Source organism: Pyxidicoccus fallax (genome assembly GCF_012933655.1).
Classification (GTDB): Bacteria; Myxococcota; Myxococcia; order Myxococcales; family Myxococcaceae; genus Myxococcus; species Myxococcus fallax.
Window position 1 is genome coordinate 1 of record NZ_JABBJJ010000323.1, and the last position, 14,184, is coordinate 14,184.

Below are 14,184 nucleotides of genomic sequence, written 5' to 3' on the forward strand. Positions count from 1 at the left end.
GGTGGGCAGGCAACAGGAGGGGCCCGAGGAGGCCGGTGGCACGTGGGCGCGGCGTCCCTTAGATTCACCGGGATGAAGTTGCCTGGGCTGTTCCGCAAAGAGCGAACCACCATCCAGGGCGCCGACGCCCAGGACCATGCCGAGCGACTGCTGGCCGAGTCCCTGCGCATGCTGGGGCAGGTCTGCTCGAAGGTCGCGGACGCCATCGAGGCGCAGCGGCTGGCGCGGCAGGGGTACTCGCACAACACGTACCTGCGGCGCATGGACGGCACGGACGAGGACGGCGGCGGGAAGAAGGAGTAGTCCTCTCCGCCCGTGACTCCGCCCGCTTCCGAAGCCTCCGAGGTCGCGCCCGAGGACGTCCCCACGCCGTGCCTGGCCACCGCGCCCACGTGGCGTGACGCCGGCATCTCCATGCCCCTGCCCGCGCTCCAGGACGAGGAGGGGCCGCGCCTGCCCGAGGGGTTGCCGCCCGTGGTGGACGCGCACGTGCACCTCTTCCCGGACCGCGTCTTCGAGGCGGTGTGGCGCTGGTTCGACCAGTACGGCTGGCCCATCCGCTACAAGCTGCACACCCCCCAGGTGCTGTCCTTCCTCCTGGCCCGAGGGGTGAGCCGGGTGGTGGCGCTCCACTACTCCCACCGGCCGGGCATGGCCCGCATGCTCAACGCGTACGTGGCGGAGGTCGCCCGCGCCGAGCCCCGCGTGCTGGGGCTCGCCACCGTGCTGCCAGGAGAGGAAGGCGCCACGCGAATCCTGGAGGAGGCCTTCGCCGCGGGGCTGCGCGGGGTGAAGCTGCACTGCCATGTGCAGTGCTTCTCGCCGGACGCGCCCGAGCTGCACGAAATCTATGCCGCCTGCGCGAAGGCGGGCCGGCCGCTCGTCATGCACGCGGGACGGGAGCCCGCGAGCCCGCAATACGCGTGCGACCCGTACCGGATTTGCGGCGTCGAGCGCGTGGAGCGCGTGCTGAAGGACCACCCCACGCTGAAGCTGTGCGTGCCCCACCTGGGAGCGGACGAGTTCGACGCGTACGCGCGCCTGCTCGAGCGGTACGACACCCTCTGGCTGGACACCACCATGATGGTGACCGGCTACTTCCCCGTCCCCCTGCCCCGCGGGGCACTCCAGGTGCGGCCCGAGCGCGTGCTCTACGGGACGGACTTTCCCAACATCCCCTACGCGTGGGATCGCGAGCTCAAGACGCTGCTCGGCCTGAAGCTCGGTGACGACGTCCTGGCGGGCGTGCTGGGTCAGAACGCACTCCGCCTCTACGGGGAATGACGGGCGTCCGTGGCCACGAGGCGCCGCGGCAAGTCAGGAGTGCGCCCGCCGTCAGCTGTTGAAAAGTGGCGGGGCCCCTTCCGGAATGGAAGGGGAGTTCCCATCTTGCTGCCCATAGAATTTCGCGGACCGAGAAGCCGCCGCACCCCTTGAGGCCCTGCCATGTCCCACATCCTGGTCGTCGATGACGACGCGAGTCACCGCACGCTCATCTGCGATGCCCTCGAGGAGATGGGCTACCGAACGGTTCAGGCGGCCAATGGCCGCGAAGCGCTGGACTTGCTGGAGGGCGACATGCCCTCGGCGGTGCTGCTGGACCTTCGGATGCCCGTGATGAGCGGCTGGGGGCTGCTCGACGCGCTGAAGAAGATGCCTCGCGCGCGGGGCCTGCCCATCATCATCATCTCCGGCTACGGCTTCGAGTGGGAGGCCGAGCTGGTGGGCGCCGCCGGCTATATCTCCAAGCCGGTGGACCTGGACAAGGTGCGGATGACGGTGCAGCAGATCGCCGGCCCGCCGGAGATGGCCTTCGTCCACTGAGGAAGGCCGGCGGGGCCTCCGCCGACTGAACGGGGGGGCTATCCCGGGGGGCCGGGCTCGGGTGTGATGGCGGGCACTTCATGACGCCCCCTCCTTCCGATGACCTGGCCGTCGATGCTCGCGGGCTGCTCAAGCGATTTGGCGGCTTCACCGCGCTCAACGGGCTGGACCTCCAGATTCCTCGCGGTGCCTTCTACGCGTACCTGGGGCCCAACGGGGCCGGCAAGTCCACGAGCATCGCGCTCCTGACGGGCGTGTACGGCCCGGACGCGGGCACCATCCACATGCTGGGCGTGGACGCGGTGGCGAAGCCGCTGGAGGTGAAGCGGCGCGTGGGCGTGGTGCCGGAGGAGCTGAGCCTCTTCGAGCGGCTCACCGGCCGGCAGTACCTCACCTTCTGCGGGCGCATGTACGGGCTGGACGGCGACGAGGCCGCGGCGCGGGCCACGGAGCTCCTGGAGCTGACGGAGCTCTCGTACAAGGCGGGCGCGCTGGTGGCGGAGTACTCCAAGGGCATGCGGCGGCGGCTGGCGATCGCCGCGGCGCTCATCCACGCGCCGGAGCTGGTGCTGCTGGACGAGCCCTTCGAGGGCATCGACGTGCTGGCGGCGGGCGTCATCCGCGAGCTGTTGCGCGAGCTGAGCCGGCGCGGGGTGACGCTGCTCCTGACGACGCACGTGCTGGAGATCGCCGAGCGGCTGGCCACGCACGCGGGCATCCTCCGCGGCGGGCGGATGCTGGACCAGGGGCCGGTGGGGACGCTGCTGGAGCGGTACGACTGCCCCTCGCTGGAGGCGGTGTTCGAGAAGCTCATCGCGGTGCCAGCCTCGCGCAACGCGCGCCTGTCCTTCTACGGTGGGGACGCGGCCGCGCCCGTGCCGGTGGTGGCGCCGCGCCGGGAGTCCGCATGAGCCGCCCCGCCGTGCCCGGCTTCCTGCGGCACCTGTGGCTGTTGTGGGGGCTGCGCTTCGACATCGGCCTCAACCGGGGGCCGGGGAAGAGCCGGCTGTTCGCGGTGGCCGCGTTCGTGGCGTCGAGCGCGCCCGGTGTCGTGCTGGGCCTGTTCTTCTTCGCGCTGATGCGGCTGCGGCCGGTGGCGGAGAGCAACGTGTGGCCGTTCTTCATCCTCAACCTGCTGTGCTTCGTCACCTTCTCGGTGTGGGTGACGTGGCCGCTGTTGTCGGCGGGCGTGGATGACCACTCGGAGCTGAGCCGGTACGCGGCGTTCCCGATTTCGCCGTGGCGGCTGCTCATCGCCTCCACGGTGGCGAGCCTCTTCGAGCCGCGCGCGCTGGTGTTCTACGCGCCGCTGACGGGCGCGGCGCTGGGGTACGCGTCGATGTACCGGATGGCGATGCCGTGGCTGGCGGTGGTGCTGTACGGGCTGTTCGCGATGCTGTGCGCGGCGTGGAGCCGGGTGGCGCTGTACGCGGTCATCAACGTGCTGCGGGCGAAGCGCAGCGCGGAAATCATGGGCGGGGGAATGCTGGCGTTCCTCGTGGGCGCGTCGTTCATCCCGCCCATCGACACGTCGTGGCTGACGGCGGTGGGCGAGGCCGGGGTGGCCGCGCTGGACATGACGCTCATCATCCAGGCGGCGGTGGCGCTGGGCAACGTGCCGCCGGGCTTCTTCGGGGACGGACTGGGGCAGCTGGCCTGGGGCCGCCCGAGGGTGGCGATGATGGAGGCGGCGGGGCTCTTCTTCTTCGCGGCGATGGGCATGGCGGTGGCGTACGCGCTGCTGCTGCGCTTCCATCGGCAGGCGGGGCGCGGGGGGCCACGGGAGAAGGACGCGGGAGACTCGAATCCCTTCGCGCGGACGCGGACGCGGTTCTCCACGCTGGTGACGCGCGAGGCGCTGGACCTGTGGCGCAACCCGCGCGCGCGGCTCCTGGCGTCGGTGCCCTTCATCCTGGCGATTCTCTTGAAGCTGCTGTCGGGGCGGGACTTGTTCGTCTTCATCCTGGGGAAGAGCGCGGATGCGTGGCTGATGGGAGGCCTGTGCATCTACGGCGCGGTGGTGATTGCGTCGACCTTCTCCCAGAACACGTTCGGGTACGACGGGCAGGGCTTCGCGGTGTTCCTGGCGGCGCCGATGGAGCTGGCGGACGTGCTGCGGGCGAAGAACGGGGTGCAGGCCGCGGGGGCGCTCGGGATGGCGGCGCTGGTGGCGCTCTTCTACCGGGCGTACTTCGGCTTCGGGACGGGCGTGGACGTGGCGTGCGCCATGGTGGCGGTGGTGGCGCTGCTGCCGGTGCTGCTGGCGGCGGGCAACTTCCTGTCGCTGTACTTCCCGGTGAAGTTCCACGCGAGCCTGAAGCGGCGGGACAGGGTGCCGCTGACGGCGTCGATGCTCGGCATCCTCGCGGCCAGCGCCGGGTGCATGCCGTTTGGCCAGGCACTGCGGCTCGCGGGGAAGGACGGGCCCACGTGGCAGACGGTGGCGATGGTGGCGCTGGCCGCCGTGCTCAACGTGGCGCTGTACCGCGGGCTGCTGCCCCTGGCGCTGCGGCTGCTGGAGCAGCGCCGGGAAGTGGTGCTGCGGGCGGTGACGCGGGAGTAGCGGGCCGCCTCACGGCTTTCGCGACAGGCGCTGGAAGTCCGCGAGGACTTCCGGCAGGCGGCTCGGGTCGAGCGCGAAGCCGCCCCGGAGCCGGTGCTCCATGCGGTCGTCCCCCACGTAGGGATGGTCCGCGAGCGAGAGCTGCAGGACGAGGTGGCCCACGGAGTCCACCGAGCGGATGACGAGCTCCAATTCCCCCGGGCTGATGGACTCCAGCCTGGCGCTCCCCTGGCGGGTCCGCTCCAGCGCTTCGAGTGCCTGGAGGAAGTCCGTGAAGGCTTCCCGCTCCACCCAGACCGCGGTCTTCCCGGTGAAGGCGCCCAGATGCGCGTCCACGGACAGGTGCAGGTCTGGAGACAGCTGTTCCGCCAGCTCGAGCACCACGCCGCGTGTCCTGTCCTCGGATTGAATCCGCATGATGCCCTTCCTTCCCCGTCGCACGGGAGCAGACCTGACGCTTCGGTGGCCGTCGACCTGACCGGCGCGGAGCTTCCGTGGCCGGACACATGAAACAGCGAGGCCGCGGTCCCGAGCTGGGACAGCGGCCTTTGCTTCCGCGCACGGGGCGGGCTCAGTACGTGAGGCCGTGCTTCGCGGCCTGGGCCTTCACGCCCTTCATCACATTGGCGTCGAAGGCGTCCTCCTTCTCGGACACGTTCTTGGAGAGCCACGCGTCACGGTCCGCCGCGAGCTTCGCGGCCTTGACCTCCAGGGCCTTCTTCTCTTCGGCGAGCTGCTTGACCTTCGTGGCCTGGGCCTCCTTGTCGAGGCCCTTCAGCTCCACCGGCAGCTCGTCGTCCTTCACCCTCGCCAGCGCCGTCGGGGCGGCCACGAGGTCCACGGCTCCGCCCACGGCCTCGGGCGCGCTGCTCTCCATGGCGGGGGCGGCGGCGCCCGCCGGCTTCTTCGCGGCACGCGTCTTCTTCATGAAGCTGATGCGCTCGGCCGCCGCCTCGGGCGCGAGGCTCGCCATGGCGTCGGCGCGGGCGCGGTTCTCCGCCTGCACCTCGGCGCGGCCGGTGTAGAGCGTCTTCGACGCCAGCTCCGCGTTCACCTTCGCCAGCTCGGCATCGTACGGCGTCGCCACCGCCACCATGCCGCCGGACTGGTCGATGGAGTCGAACGTGCCGTCCGTCAGCTTCGCGGCGTAGCGCCACGCGGTCTCCGTCTCCGGGTCCGAGCCGCAGCGCACCGTGTTCACGACGATGTGCTTCTCTCGCGCCCGCTTCGCCCAGTGCTTGTAGTTCCAGTCGTCATTGCGCTCGGCGGGAGGCGCGTCGCCCACGAGGAAGATGACCTTCATCACCTCGCGGCTCTGGCTCCAGGACAGCTTGGACACGGCCTCGCCGAGGCCGCGGCCCACGTGCTCGGGCGTGTCTCCGCCGCCGCCCGCCTGGAACCTACGCAGGTTGGCGAAGACGGTGTCCAGGTCGTCGCTCAGGTCGAAGCGCTTCGTCACGTAATCGTCGCCCACGTCGCGGTAGGCCACGAGGCCCACCTTGAGGTGCGGCGTCGGCCGGCCCTGCGCGATGCGGGAGGCGATGGAGTAGATCTTCCGCTTCGCGCCCTCCAGCAGCCCGCCCATGGAGCCGGTGGTGTCGAGCACGAAGACGACCTCGATTTCGGGCCGTGTGCCCTGGGCCTGATTCGGAGCGACCTGCGTCTGCTGCTGCGGAGCGGCCTGGGCCTGCTGGGGTGCGGGCTTCGCTGGCTCGATGTGCTTCTTCGCGGACCTGGCTGGCGGGGTGGTGCTCGGGACGGGGGGCGACTCCCAGGCCAGGGCCGGAGCGGCGGACAGGGTGGTGGCGAGCGCGGCCGACAGGACGGCCCGCGACAGGGACTTGAGGTCCATGGCGTTCTCCAAGGGGATTTCGGATGGGTCCTGCGCGCGCGTTCGACTCTTCAACGGATGACTCGTCCGGAAGGTCTACGCCGCGGGTTCCGAGTGTTCCCCCTGGACCCGCTCCATCGCCAAGCACGGCCTTGCATGTCCATACATGCAGGATTTGCTAGTTTTTCTCGACCAACCCCGTCGATGAGAGAAGACATGACACCACGCTGGCTGTTGCCCCTGTTGCTGGTGCTTGTCGCCGCGTGTGGAACGTCCACGAGGACCGTGCGCCTGAATACGGGCCGTGACGAACCCATCGTCTTCACGCCGCGCACGCACAGCGAGCAGGTGGTCCTGGACGACGACGAATTCGAAGAGACCGTCCAGAAGCTGGGGCGTGACGTGCGCGTTTCCACCAGCCCTCGTGCGGCGGCCCTGCGGCTCTTCGAGGATTCCTTGTCGTCTCACGACTCTTCGCCAGGCCGAAGTCGGGTGGGAATCGTCACGATTGAACGTCCTCGGCAGGCTCTCCGCTTGATGTCCGAAGAGCAGGATGCGAACGCGAAGCTGACAGGTGCATATGGGCGCTGGTGCCATCGGCAGGGCCTATCGAATGACTGCCTGCGACTCCTGGCTCCTGGCTCCACGCTCGACGAGGAGGGCAAGCGCACGCTGGCCTTCCGCTTCGCCATCGATTCCGTGTGGGACGAAACCGCCGAAGCGCTGGAGGATTTGACCGACAAGGATGCAGTGATTGCCATGCTGGCGACCACCGGAGCTGTCTACTTCGGACTTTGGTTGTTGCCCGAGCCTGTTTCCAAGGGGGTGGCCGCGGTCCTGACGGTGAGCCTCATCGCGTATCTCGGCTGGGACACGGTCTGGAGCCTCGTCCAGGGATGGCGGGTGTTGGCCGAAGAGGTCCGAGTCGCCACGACCTTCGAGGATCTTCAGGAGGCGGGAGCCAAGTACGGCAAGGTGATGGGCGAGAACGCCGCACGAGCCTTCGTCATGCTCGCGGTGGCGGCCCTGGGAAGCACGGCGCAGATGATGGCGTCGAAGCTGCCCACCCTTCCCGGCTCCGCACAGGCGGCGCTCGTCGGCGCAGAGCAGGGCGGCTTTCGACTCGCGGCGGCAGGGCAGGTGACGGCTGTCGAAGTGGCTCCGGGCGGCGTCATCACCATCGCGCTGGCCCCGAGCGCGGTGGCGACGACGAGTTCACCAGCGCCGGTGGATGAAGAGGGGCATGAGCATCACATCGCCACCAACAAGTGGAAGGACGCCACTCACAGTGGTGGCCCCTGGACACCGCAGTTCCAGAGGCTCTTCGAACGGGCTGGCATGTCGCTTGATGATCCCGCCAACCGTGTTCGGGTCCCAGGCCACAAGGGACCACATCCTCGGGAGTACCACGAAGAGGTCTACAGGCGCCTGCGTGAGGCAATGGAAGGCTGCCGTACCATCCAGAGTTGCAGCGAGGGACTGGTGGGTGAACTCCGCAACCTGGCTGCGGAAATCTCCACACGCGACACCTGGCTCAACAAACTGGTCACCAAGCGCCAATGATATCAGATGCCTCATGTCCAAGCGTTACTTCGACCTATCCGATGACCTCTCAATCCGGGGACGCTGGCAACTCCACAGCCCTGTCGACGAACACGGCCAGGAAGTGGACCCCTGGCAGTTCACCAAGGGGCAGGCTGTGCAGGTCGATACACGGTTGCGCCTGCCGCTCCAGGTGAATGGAACGCCGCTCGACTTCACCCTGGGCGGTCTGGACACTCCCGTCGTGAGTACGCGGGTGGCGGCGCTGCTTACGGAACTGGCTCCTGACGACGTACAACTCCTCCCGGTGGACATCGACGGACAGACAGAGCCGTTCCGCATTGTCGTTGCCACGCGCCTCATCCGGTGCATCGACGACCAGGCATCCAGGGAAGTGCGGTACTGGAAGCCGGAGGACGGCCGGCCCGAGAAGGTCGGCAAGTACCGGGTCGTCTCCGGCCTGCGCATCGACCCGACCCAGGTCGGCTCCGCGCGAGTCTTCCGCCCCTGGGGCTGGACCGTGGCCCTCATCGTCTCCGAGGACATCAAGCAGGCGCTGGAGCGCGCGGGCGTCACCGGCACTAGATTCAAGGAGGTCTGACCCCCACCCCACCCATGCGCGTCTTTTACTCGGATACCTACGAGGTGCTCCTGCCGTCCGGGCATCGCTTCCCCATGGAGAAGTACCGCCTCGTGCGCGAGGCCCTCCTGGAGCGTGGCGTCCTCCCTCCGAGCGCCCTCACCGAGTCCACCCCCTGCTCCCGCGAGGACCTGGAGCGCGTCCACACGCCCCGCTACCTCGACGCCTTCTTCCAGGGCACCCTCACCGACGCCGAATTGCGCCGGCTCGGCTTCCCCTGGTCCCCGGGCCTCGTCGCGCGCTCGTGCGCCGCCGTGGAAGGCACCCTCGAGGCCGCCCGCGCCGCCCTCCGCGACGGCATCGCCGGCAACCTCGCTGGCGGCACCCACCACGGCTTCCCCGACCACGGCGAGGGCTTCTGCGTCTTCAACGACATCGCCGTCGCCATCCGCGCCCTCCAGGCCCGCCACCTCATCCGCCGCGCCGTCGTCGTCGACCTCGACGTGCACCAGGGCAACGGCACCGCCGCCATCTTCGCGGGCGATGACTCCGTCTTCACCTTCTCCATGCACGGCGAGCACAACTTCCCCTTCCGCAAGCAGCCCTCCCACCGCGACGTGGGCCTGCCCGACGACACCGGCGACGCCGCCTACCTCGACGCGCTCTCCCTCCACCTCCCCGAGGTCCTCGAAACGGCCGGCGCCGACATCCTCTTCTTCCAGGCCGGAGTGGACCCGCTCGACGAGGACGCCCTCGGCCGCCTGTCGCTCACCCACGCCGGCCTGCGCGAGAGGGACCGCATCGTCCTGGAGGCCGCGCGCCACCGCGGCCTGCCCGCCGTGCTCACGCTCGGCGGCGGCTACGCGAAGCCCCTGTCCGCCACCATCGACGCCCACGTGGGGACGTACCAGGTGGCCATGGCGCTGTTCCGCTGAGCACGCCCACCCACGGGATGCCTTGCCCGCTCCGCGAGGTGGACCCATGCTGGCCCCTTCCCAGGAGACCCACGACCATGATGTCCACCCTCCGACGGTGCCTCTTCCTTCTCGGCTGCGTGCTCGCCGCCGCCTGCACCACCGACGCGCCCTACTATCAGGTCGCCGTCACCGCGCCCGAGGCCATCAGCCTGCTCCCCGGGGAGTCCACTCCCGTGGAAATCACCCTCAGCCGCGAGAGCAACCAGACGGCCGGGGAGATTCGCCTCGGCCTGCGCAACGCCCCCGAGGGCGTCACCCTCAGCCCCGACGTCGTCCTCCCCGCCGGCGAGGCCACCGTCACCGCCACCCCCACGCTGTCGGTGGCGCCGGGCACGACGGCGGCGGGAACCCAGCTGACCCTGCTGTACGCGGAGGACCCCGGCGAGGAGATCGCCACGGGCGCCCGGTTCTACGTCGTCATCCTCCCGCCCCCCGCCGCCCAGCCGGACTTCTCCATCACCGTGGAGCCCCGCCAGGTGGACCTCTTCCCGGGGCAGAACACCCAGGTGCTCATCACCGTGACGCGCGCCGAGGGCTTCACCGGGCCGCTCACCATCACCCTCGAGTCGCCCACCCGCCGCATCATCCTGGACCCCGTCGTCTTCGGCCCCGGGGAGAGCAGCCGCATCGTCTACCCCCGCACCGAGAGCGGCGCCACGCGCGTGCCCGTGCCCGTCACCTTCGTCGCCACCAGCGAGGACAACCGGTCCGCCACCACCGGCTTCACCTTCAACCTGACCTCGCGCTGAGCGCCCTTTCCGGACACGCCGCGCAGGGCCGGGGGGCGGCGGGCGCCGCCCCCGACAGTCGCCCCTCGCTCAGGCGAGGTCGAACAGCAGCGCCTCCATGGGCGCGTCGGCGGCGAGCACCAGTCGCTGCTCGGCGGTAACGGCCACGCCGTCACCGGCCTTCACCTTCACCCCGTTCAGCGTGCCCGCGCCCCGCGCCACCTGCACCCACGCATTCCGCCCCGGCGCCAGCGCGTACTCCGCCCGCTCGCCCTGCCCCAGCAGCGTGCCGTGCAGCAGCACGTCCTGGTGCACCGTCAGCGAGCCGTCCCGCCCGTCCGGCGACGCCAGCACCCGGAAGCGGCCCTGGCGCTCCTTCGCGTCGAAGGCCTTCTGCTCGTAGCCGGGCCGCAGCCCCTGCTCCCTCGGCAGAATCCAGATCTGCAACAGGTGCAGCGGCTCGTCGAAGGTGTTCATCTCGCTGTGCAGCACGCCCGTGCCCGCCGTCATCCGCTGCACCTCGCCCGGCCGGATGACCGCCTGCGTGCCCATGCTGTCGCGGTGCTCCACCGCCCCGCCCAGGACGTAGGTGATGATTTCCATGTCCCGGTGCGGGTGCATGCCGAAGCCCCGCCTGGGCGCCACCGTGTCCTCGTTGATGACCCGCAGCGTCCGGAACCCCATGAAGTCCGGGTCGTAGTAGTCCGCGAAGGAGAACGTGTGGTGCGTGTCCAGCCAGCCATGGTTGGCATGGCCCCGTTCCTCACCCGAGCGTACGTACATCATGGCCTGCCTCGCTTCCTTTCCCTGATGCAATCCAGTTGCGGGAGCCTCCTCCCGCGATGCGTCGGCGGCCACCGCGCCCATCGCGAGGCCCGCCGCGCCCACCACCAGTCCGCCCGCCACCTGCCGCCGGCTGAGCGGCCCTGCCTTCCCGCCGCCGCTCAAGCCGCCTCCTCCGCGGCCACGGCCACCGCATGCACGTGCGGGGAGTGCGTCGTATCGAGCCGCCAGGTCTGGAAGGCCATTGTCATGTCTCCGGTGTCTGCTGCGTCTGCTGCCCTCCAGAGCAACGCCCGGGCCACCGCCCAACCCGCTGAAATCGCTGGAACGCCATGAGCTCCCCGTCGAGAGCGAATCAAATTGAGAGTCCACTCCTTCCATTTGGAGAGTCACCCGTCTCCGCCTGCCGGAGGGCCGGAGGCCCGGCGCGCCCGGGGTGGACGCAAGAGAGCGCTGCACGAAAGCGCTCGCGAGGGCTACCTTGAGAACCGTCATGAGCACTTCGCCCGCACGCAGACAGGCCGCCCTCACCGCACTCGCGCTGGACGACGAGGCGCTGCTGAACGCCTGCGAGGTGGACTACTTCATCGCCTCCGGCCCGGGCGGCCAGCACCGCAACACCACCGCCAGTGGGGTGCGTCTCACCCACCCGCCCACGGAGCTGTCCGTCACTGCGACCGAGCGTCGCAGCCAGACGCAGAACAAGGGTGTCGCCCTGGAGCGGCTGCGCGAGGGCCTCAAGGCGCTCACCTTCGTCCCCAAGGTGCGCCGCGCCACCAAGCCCACCGCCGGCGCCAAGCGGCGGCGGCTGGAGGGCAAGAAGCGCACTTCGGAGAAGAAGAACCTCCGCAGCGGCAAGTCCTTTTGGTAACGCGTTGATTTTACGACACTTCGCTCTCCCCGCGGCCGGCTTGCCATTCCAGCCTGCCTGCTCGGGAACAGCGTCAGTGCTCGTAAAGTTTGCGAGCCTGCATCGGTTGCGCACCCCACAATCTGCGGGGTATCCGGGTTTCGCGTCCTTCCCACAGGAATGACACGGGTTTGCACTGGCAGTGAGCAAGGCACGGGGTGTGCACAAGCACCCAGTGTGTCTGATTCACCCCACCGGGTGGGGTGATGTTCACCGCAGGACATTCCCCATGCCCTTGCTCGCGAACGCAGCGTCCGTCTCGTCCCCTTCAGGCTTCACGCGCCCCCGCCGGTGGCTGTGGGTGCCCCTCGTGGTGGCGCTGGCGGCGCCCGCCTCGCTGGCGCAGGCCACCCCGCCGCCCGCCCCCGAGGTGGACTTCGTGAAGGAGGCGGAGCGCGCGGAGTCCACCAGCGAGGTGGTGCGCGTGGCGCCGGAGCACCAGACGGCCATCACGGTGCATGGCGCCGAGCGGGTGAGGGTGGATTCCTCCGAGGTGGTGGAGGCGGCGGTGGGGGAGCCCGACCAGGTGGTGGTGCAGGGCCTGCGGCGGGGCCGCGCGCGGCTGCTGGTGTGGCGCGCGGGCACCCGGCCCCTGCTGGTGCGCGTGGAGGTGGGGCCATGAGCGGCCGCGCCCGGCGGGGCATGACGATGCTGGAGGTGTCCGTCGTCCTGGCCATCATCGCCGTGCTCGCGGCCATGTCGTGGACCAGCTACGAGCGGTTCAGCCTGCGCATCGGGCCGCAGAACGCGGCGGCGGAACTGTCCGGCGCGCTGTCCGAGGCGCGCGCCCGGGCCGTGGACCGCCAGGCGGACGTGTGGCTCATCATCTACCCGGACATCAACGCCTCCGGGCAACCCAACCAGGGCTCCGGGGCGTGGTTCCTCGTGGAGGACCGCACGCACGAGTTCAACGACACCAACACCCCGCCCTCCGGCCACCTGCGCTACTCCACCTTCCAGCCTCCCGCGCAAATCCAGCCCGCGCCGGAGCAGGGCGTGCTGGCGGCGTCCATGTACATGGACAGCTACACGAAGCGCAGCGTGCGCTTCGGCGCGAGCGGCACGCTCGCCTGGACCGGCATCTTCGCGGGGCTGACGCCCTCGGGCTGCAGCTTCTGCACCGGCACGCCCCGTCGCGGGGCCATCGTCTTCCGAGGGGACGGCTCGGCGCGCTTCATGGACGGCGCGGGCAACCCCTTCACGCCGGCGGGGGTCGGCACGCTCCAGCGGGCGGTGTCGCTGGGGCTGCTGTCCTCCGACGGCCAGCGCGAGTTCCAGTTCGCAGTCTCCGGTCCGGTTGGTTTCGTCGACTCGAGGTCTCGCTGATGAAGCCCGTCAAAGCCCCCTCCTCCCGCCGCGCGCTCCAGCGCGGCGCCACCCTCCTCGAAGGCATGGCCGCCGCGGCGGTGTTCGCGCTGGGCATCAGCGGCACCTTCGGTGGGCTCATCGTCGCCAGCCAGCAGAACGCGGACGCCCGCCGCCTGGCCCATGCGAGCGCCATCGCCACGCAGGTGCGCGCCGGCCTCCAGAGCCAGGGCCGCGCGCGCCTGCTCGGGCCGACGGGGCCGCTGAGCGCCTCGTACTGCACGACCAGCGACGCGGCCGTGCTCAAGCTGGCCGGCGGGCTGGAGACCTTCATCGGCACGGACGACACCTGCGTGGTGGACCTGGACGCCTACGAGAGCGCCGTGCCCACCGACCTGGACCTCGTGCCGTCCTACGCCCAGGAGGACCGGGACGCCTTCCGCCGCGTCCTCGTCTGGCAGCACACGGAGGAAATCGACACGGTGGCGGTGGTGGTGTCGTTCAAGAGCGCGGGCCAGCGCCGCTTCATCAAGCAGCACGTGGCCCTGTACAACCCGCTCGAGAATGGCGCGGGGGTGGAGCTGTGAGGGCGCTCGCGCGACGGCGGGGCTTCACGCTGCTCGAGGTGCTGATTGGCACCGCCGTCTCCACGGGGGTGCTGCTGGCGGTGGCCGCCACCGTCATTGGCGTCAACGAGGTCTTCCAGGCCCACAACCTCTCCAAGCAGACGGTGGAGGGAAGCCGGGTGGGCATGGACTACCTGAAGCGCACGCTGCGGCTGGCCGGCTACGGGCTGGACCCGGCGCTGGCCTTCGACTTCGGGACCGCGGGGCTGCCGGCGAACACGAAGGACAACCACAGCGTCGACCTGACGACCTGGGGCACCTTCGTCACCGACGACCTGGCCTTCCGCTACCGGGACCCCATGTACGCGCGCCGCGGCTCCCTCGGCACGGACGGCCCGCCGTACACGCTCACCCTGCAGGGGAGCACCCTCGGCCAGGACATGCGCCAGGGACAGACGCTGCTGGTGGCCTGCCAGGGCGGCGTGAAGTTCTTCCTCGGCCAGCTGACCGCCAACGCGTCCTCCACCGCCAACACCGTCAGCCTCACGGTGGACGCGCTCCACCCCGCCCCCACG

The 14,184-nt window shown here is 70.1% G+C and carries 17 protein-coding genes; 14 read left to right on the plus strand and 3 right to left on the minus strand.

Annotated elements, in window-relative coordinates; genetic code table 11:
* Window positions 1-72: 72 nt before the first annotated feature.
* The 5 genes from HG543_RS42310 to HG543_RS42330 all read left to right on the plus strand — a co-directional run bounded on the left by HG543_RS42310 (window position 73) and on the right by HG543_RS42330 (window position 4,387).
* Complete coding sequence (locus HG543_RS42310; protein ID WP_169350624.1) at window positions 73-303, plus strand: hypothetical protein; 231 nt, start codon at window positions 73-75, stop codon at window positions 301-303.
* A gap of 111 nt (window positions 304-414) precedes the next feature.
* On the plus strand, window positions 415-1,284 hold the full coding sequence (locus tag HG543_RS42315) for an amidohydrolase family protein (RefSeq protein ID WP_169350638.1): 870 nt from the start codon (window positions 415-417) through the stop codon (window positions 1,282-1,284).
* A 162-nt stretch (window positions 1,285-1,446) separates the two neighbouring features.
* Entirely contained in the window at window positions 1,447-1,824 is a 378-nt protein-coding gene (locus HG543_RS42320) for a response regulator (RefSeq protein ID WP_163996180.1), read from the plus strand.
* Between the two features lie 80 nt (window positions 1,825-1,904).
* Entirely contained in the window at window positions 1,905-2,735 is an 831-nt protein-coding gene (locus HG543_RS42325; RefSeq protein ID WP_169350625.1) for an ABC transporter ATP-binding protein, read from the plus strand.
* On the plus strand, window positions 2,732-4,387 hold the full coding sequence (locus HG543_RS42330; protein WP_169350626.1) for a hypothetical protein: 1,656 nt from the start codon (window positions 2,732-2,734) through the stop codon (window positions 4,385-4,387). The genes HG543_RS42325 and HG543_RS42330 overlap by 4 nt, the downstream gene beginning before the upstream one ends.
* Window positions 4,388-4,396: 9 nt before the next feature.
* Here the strand turns inward: HG543_RS42330 and HG543_RS42335 are convergent, their stop codons facing one another.
* On the minus strand, window positions 4,397-4,804 hold the full coding sequence (locus HG543_RS42335; protein WP_169350627.1) for a WapI family immunity protein: 408 nt from the start codon (window positions 4,802-4,804) through the stop codon (window positions 4,397-4,399).
* A gap of 154 nt (window positions 4,805-4,958) precedes the next feature.
* On the minus strand, window positions 4,959-6,239 hold the full coding sequence (locus tag HG543_RS42340; RefSeq protein ID WP_169350628.1) for a vWA domain-containing protein: 1,281 nt from the start codon (window positions 6,237-6,239) through the stop codon (window positions 4,959-4,961).
* Between the two features lie 195 nt (window positions 6,240-6,434).
* Here HG543_RS42340 and HG543_RS42345 point away from each other — a divergent pair, with 195 nt between their 5' ends.
* The 4 genes from HG543_RS42345 to HG543_RS42360 all read left to right on the plus strand — a co-directional run bounded on the left by HG543_RS42345 (window position 6,435) and on the right by HG543_RS42360 (window position 10,066).
* Complete coding sequence (locus HG543_RS42345) at window positions 6,435-7,781, plus strand: AHH domain-containing protein (RefSeq protein ID WP_169350629.1); 1,347 nt, start codon at window positions 6,435-6,437, stop codon at window positions 7,779-7,781.
* 13 nt (window positions 7,782-7,794) lie between these two features.
* The gene (locus tag HG543_RS42350; protein WP_169350630.1) at window positions 7,795-8,361 is read left to right on the plus strand and encodes an imm11 family protein; all 567 of its coding nucleotides are present in this window, start codon (window positions 7,795-7,797) and stop codon (window positions 8,359-8,361) included.
* A gap of 14 nt (window positions 8,362-8,375) precedes the next feature.
* Complete coding sequence (locus HG543_RS42355) at window positions 8,376-9,275, plus strand: histone deacetylase family protein (protein WP_169350631.1); 900 nt, start codon at window positions 8,376-8,378, stop codon at window positions 9,273-9,275.
* 77 nt (window positions 9,276-9,352) lie between these two features.
* Window positions 9,353-10,066 (plus strand): hypothetical protein, encoded by a 714-nt coding sequence (locus HG543_RS42360; protein ID WP_169350632.1) that lies wholly within the window; start codon window positions 9,353-9,355, stop codon window positions 10,064-10,066.
* 69 nt (window positions 10,067-10,135) lie between these two features.
* Here HG543_RS42360 and HG543_RS42365 read toward each other — a convergent pair whose 3' ends face one another.
* On the minus strand, window positions 10,136-10,831 hold the full coding sequence (locus HG543_RS42365; protein WP_169350633.1) for a pirin family protein: 696 nt from the start codon (window positions 10,829-10,831) through the stop codon (window positions 10,136-10,138).
* 490 nt (window positions 10,832-11,321) lie between these two features.
* Between HG543_RS42365 and HG543_RS42370 the strand changes: the two genes are divergently transcribed.
* From HG543_RS42370 to HG543_RS42390, 5 genes are all read left to right on the plus strand, one after another.
* Entirely contained in the window at window positions 11,322-11,699 is a 378-nt protein-coding gene (locus tag HG543_RS42370) for a peptide chain release factor family protein (RefSeq protein ID WP_169350634.1), read from the plus strand.
* Window positions 11,700-11,967: 268 nt separating this feature from the next.
* Window positions 11,968-12,360 carry a pilus assembly protein N-terminal domain-containing protein gene (locus HG543_RS42375; protein WP_169350635.1) on the plus strand — a complete coding sequence of 131 codons (393 nt, stop codon included), beginning with the start codon at window positions 11,968-11,970 and terminating at the stop codon, window positions 12,358-12,360.
* Complete coding sequence (locus HG543_RS42380) at window positions 12,357-13,064, plus strand: pilus assembly FimT family protein (protein ID WP_169350636.1); 708 nt, start codon at window positions 12,357-12,359, stop codon at window positions 13,062-13,064. Before HG543_RS42375 ends, HG543_RS42380 begins: the two co-directional genes overlap by 4 nt.
* Entirely contained in the window at window positions 13,064-13,630 is a 567-nt protein-coding gene (locus HG543_RS42385; protein WP_169350637.1) for a type IV pilus modification PilV family protein, read from the plus strand. The genes HG543_RS42380 and HG543_RS42385 overlap by 1 nt, the downstream gene beginning before the upstream one ends.
* The coding region (locus HG543_RS42390; RefSeq protein ID WP_369334974.1) for a PilW family protein at window positions 13,627-14,184 on the plus strand (558 nt) is incomplete at its 3' end. The genes HG543_RS42385 and HG543_RS42390, both read left to right, overlap by 4 nt.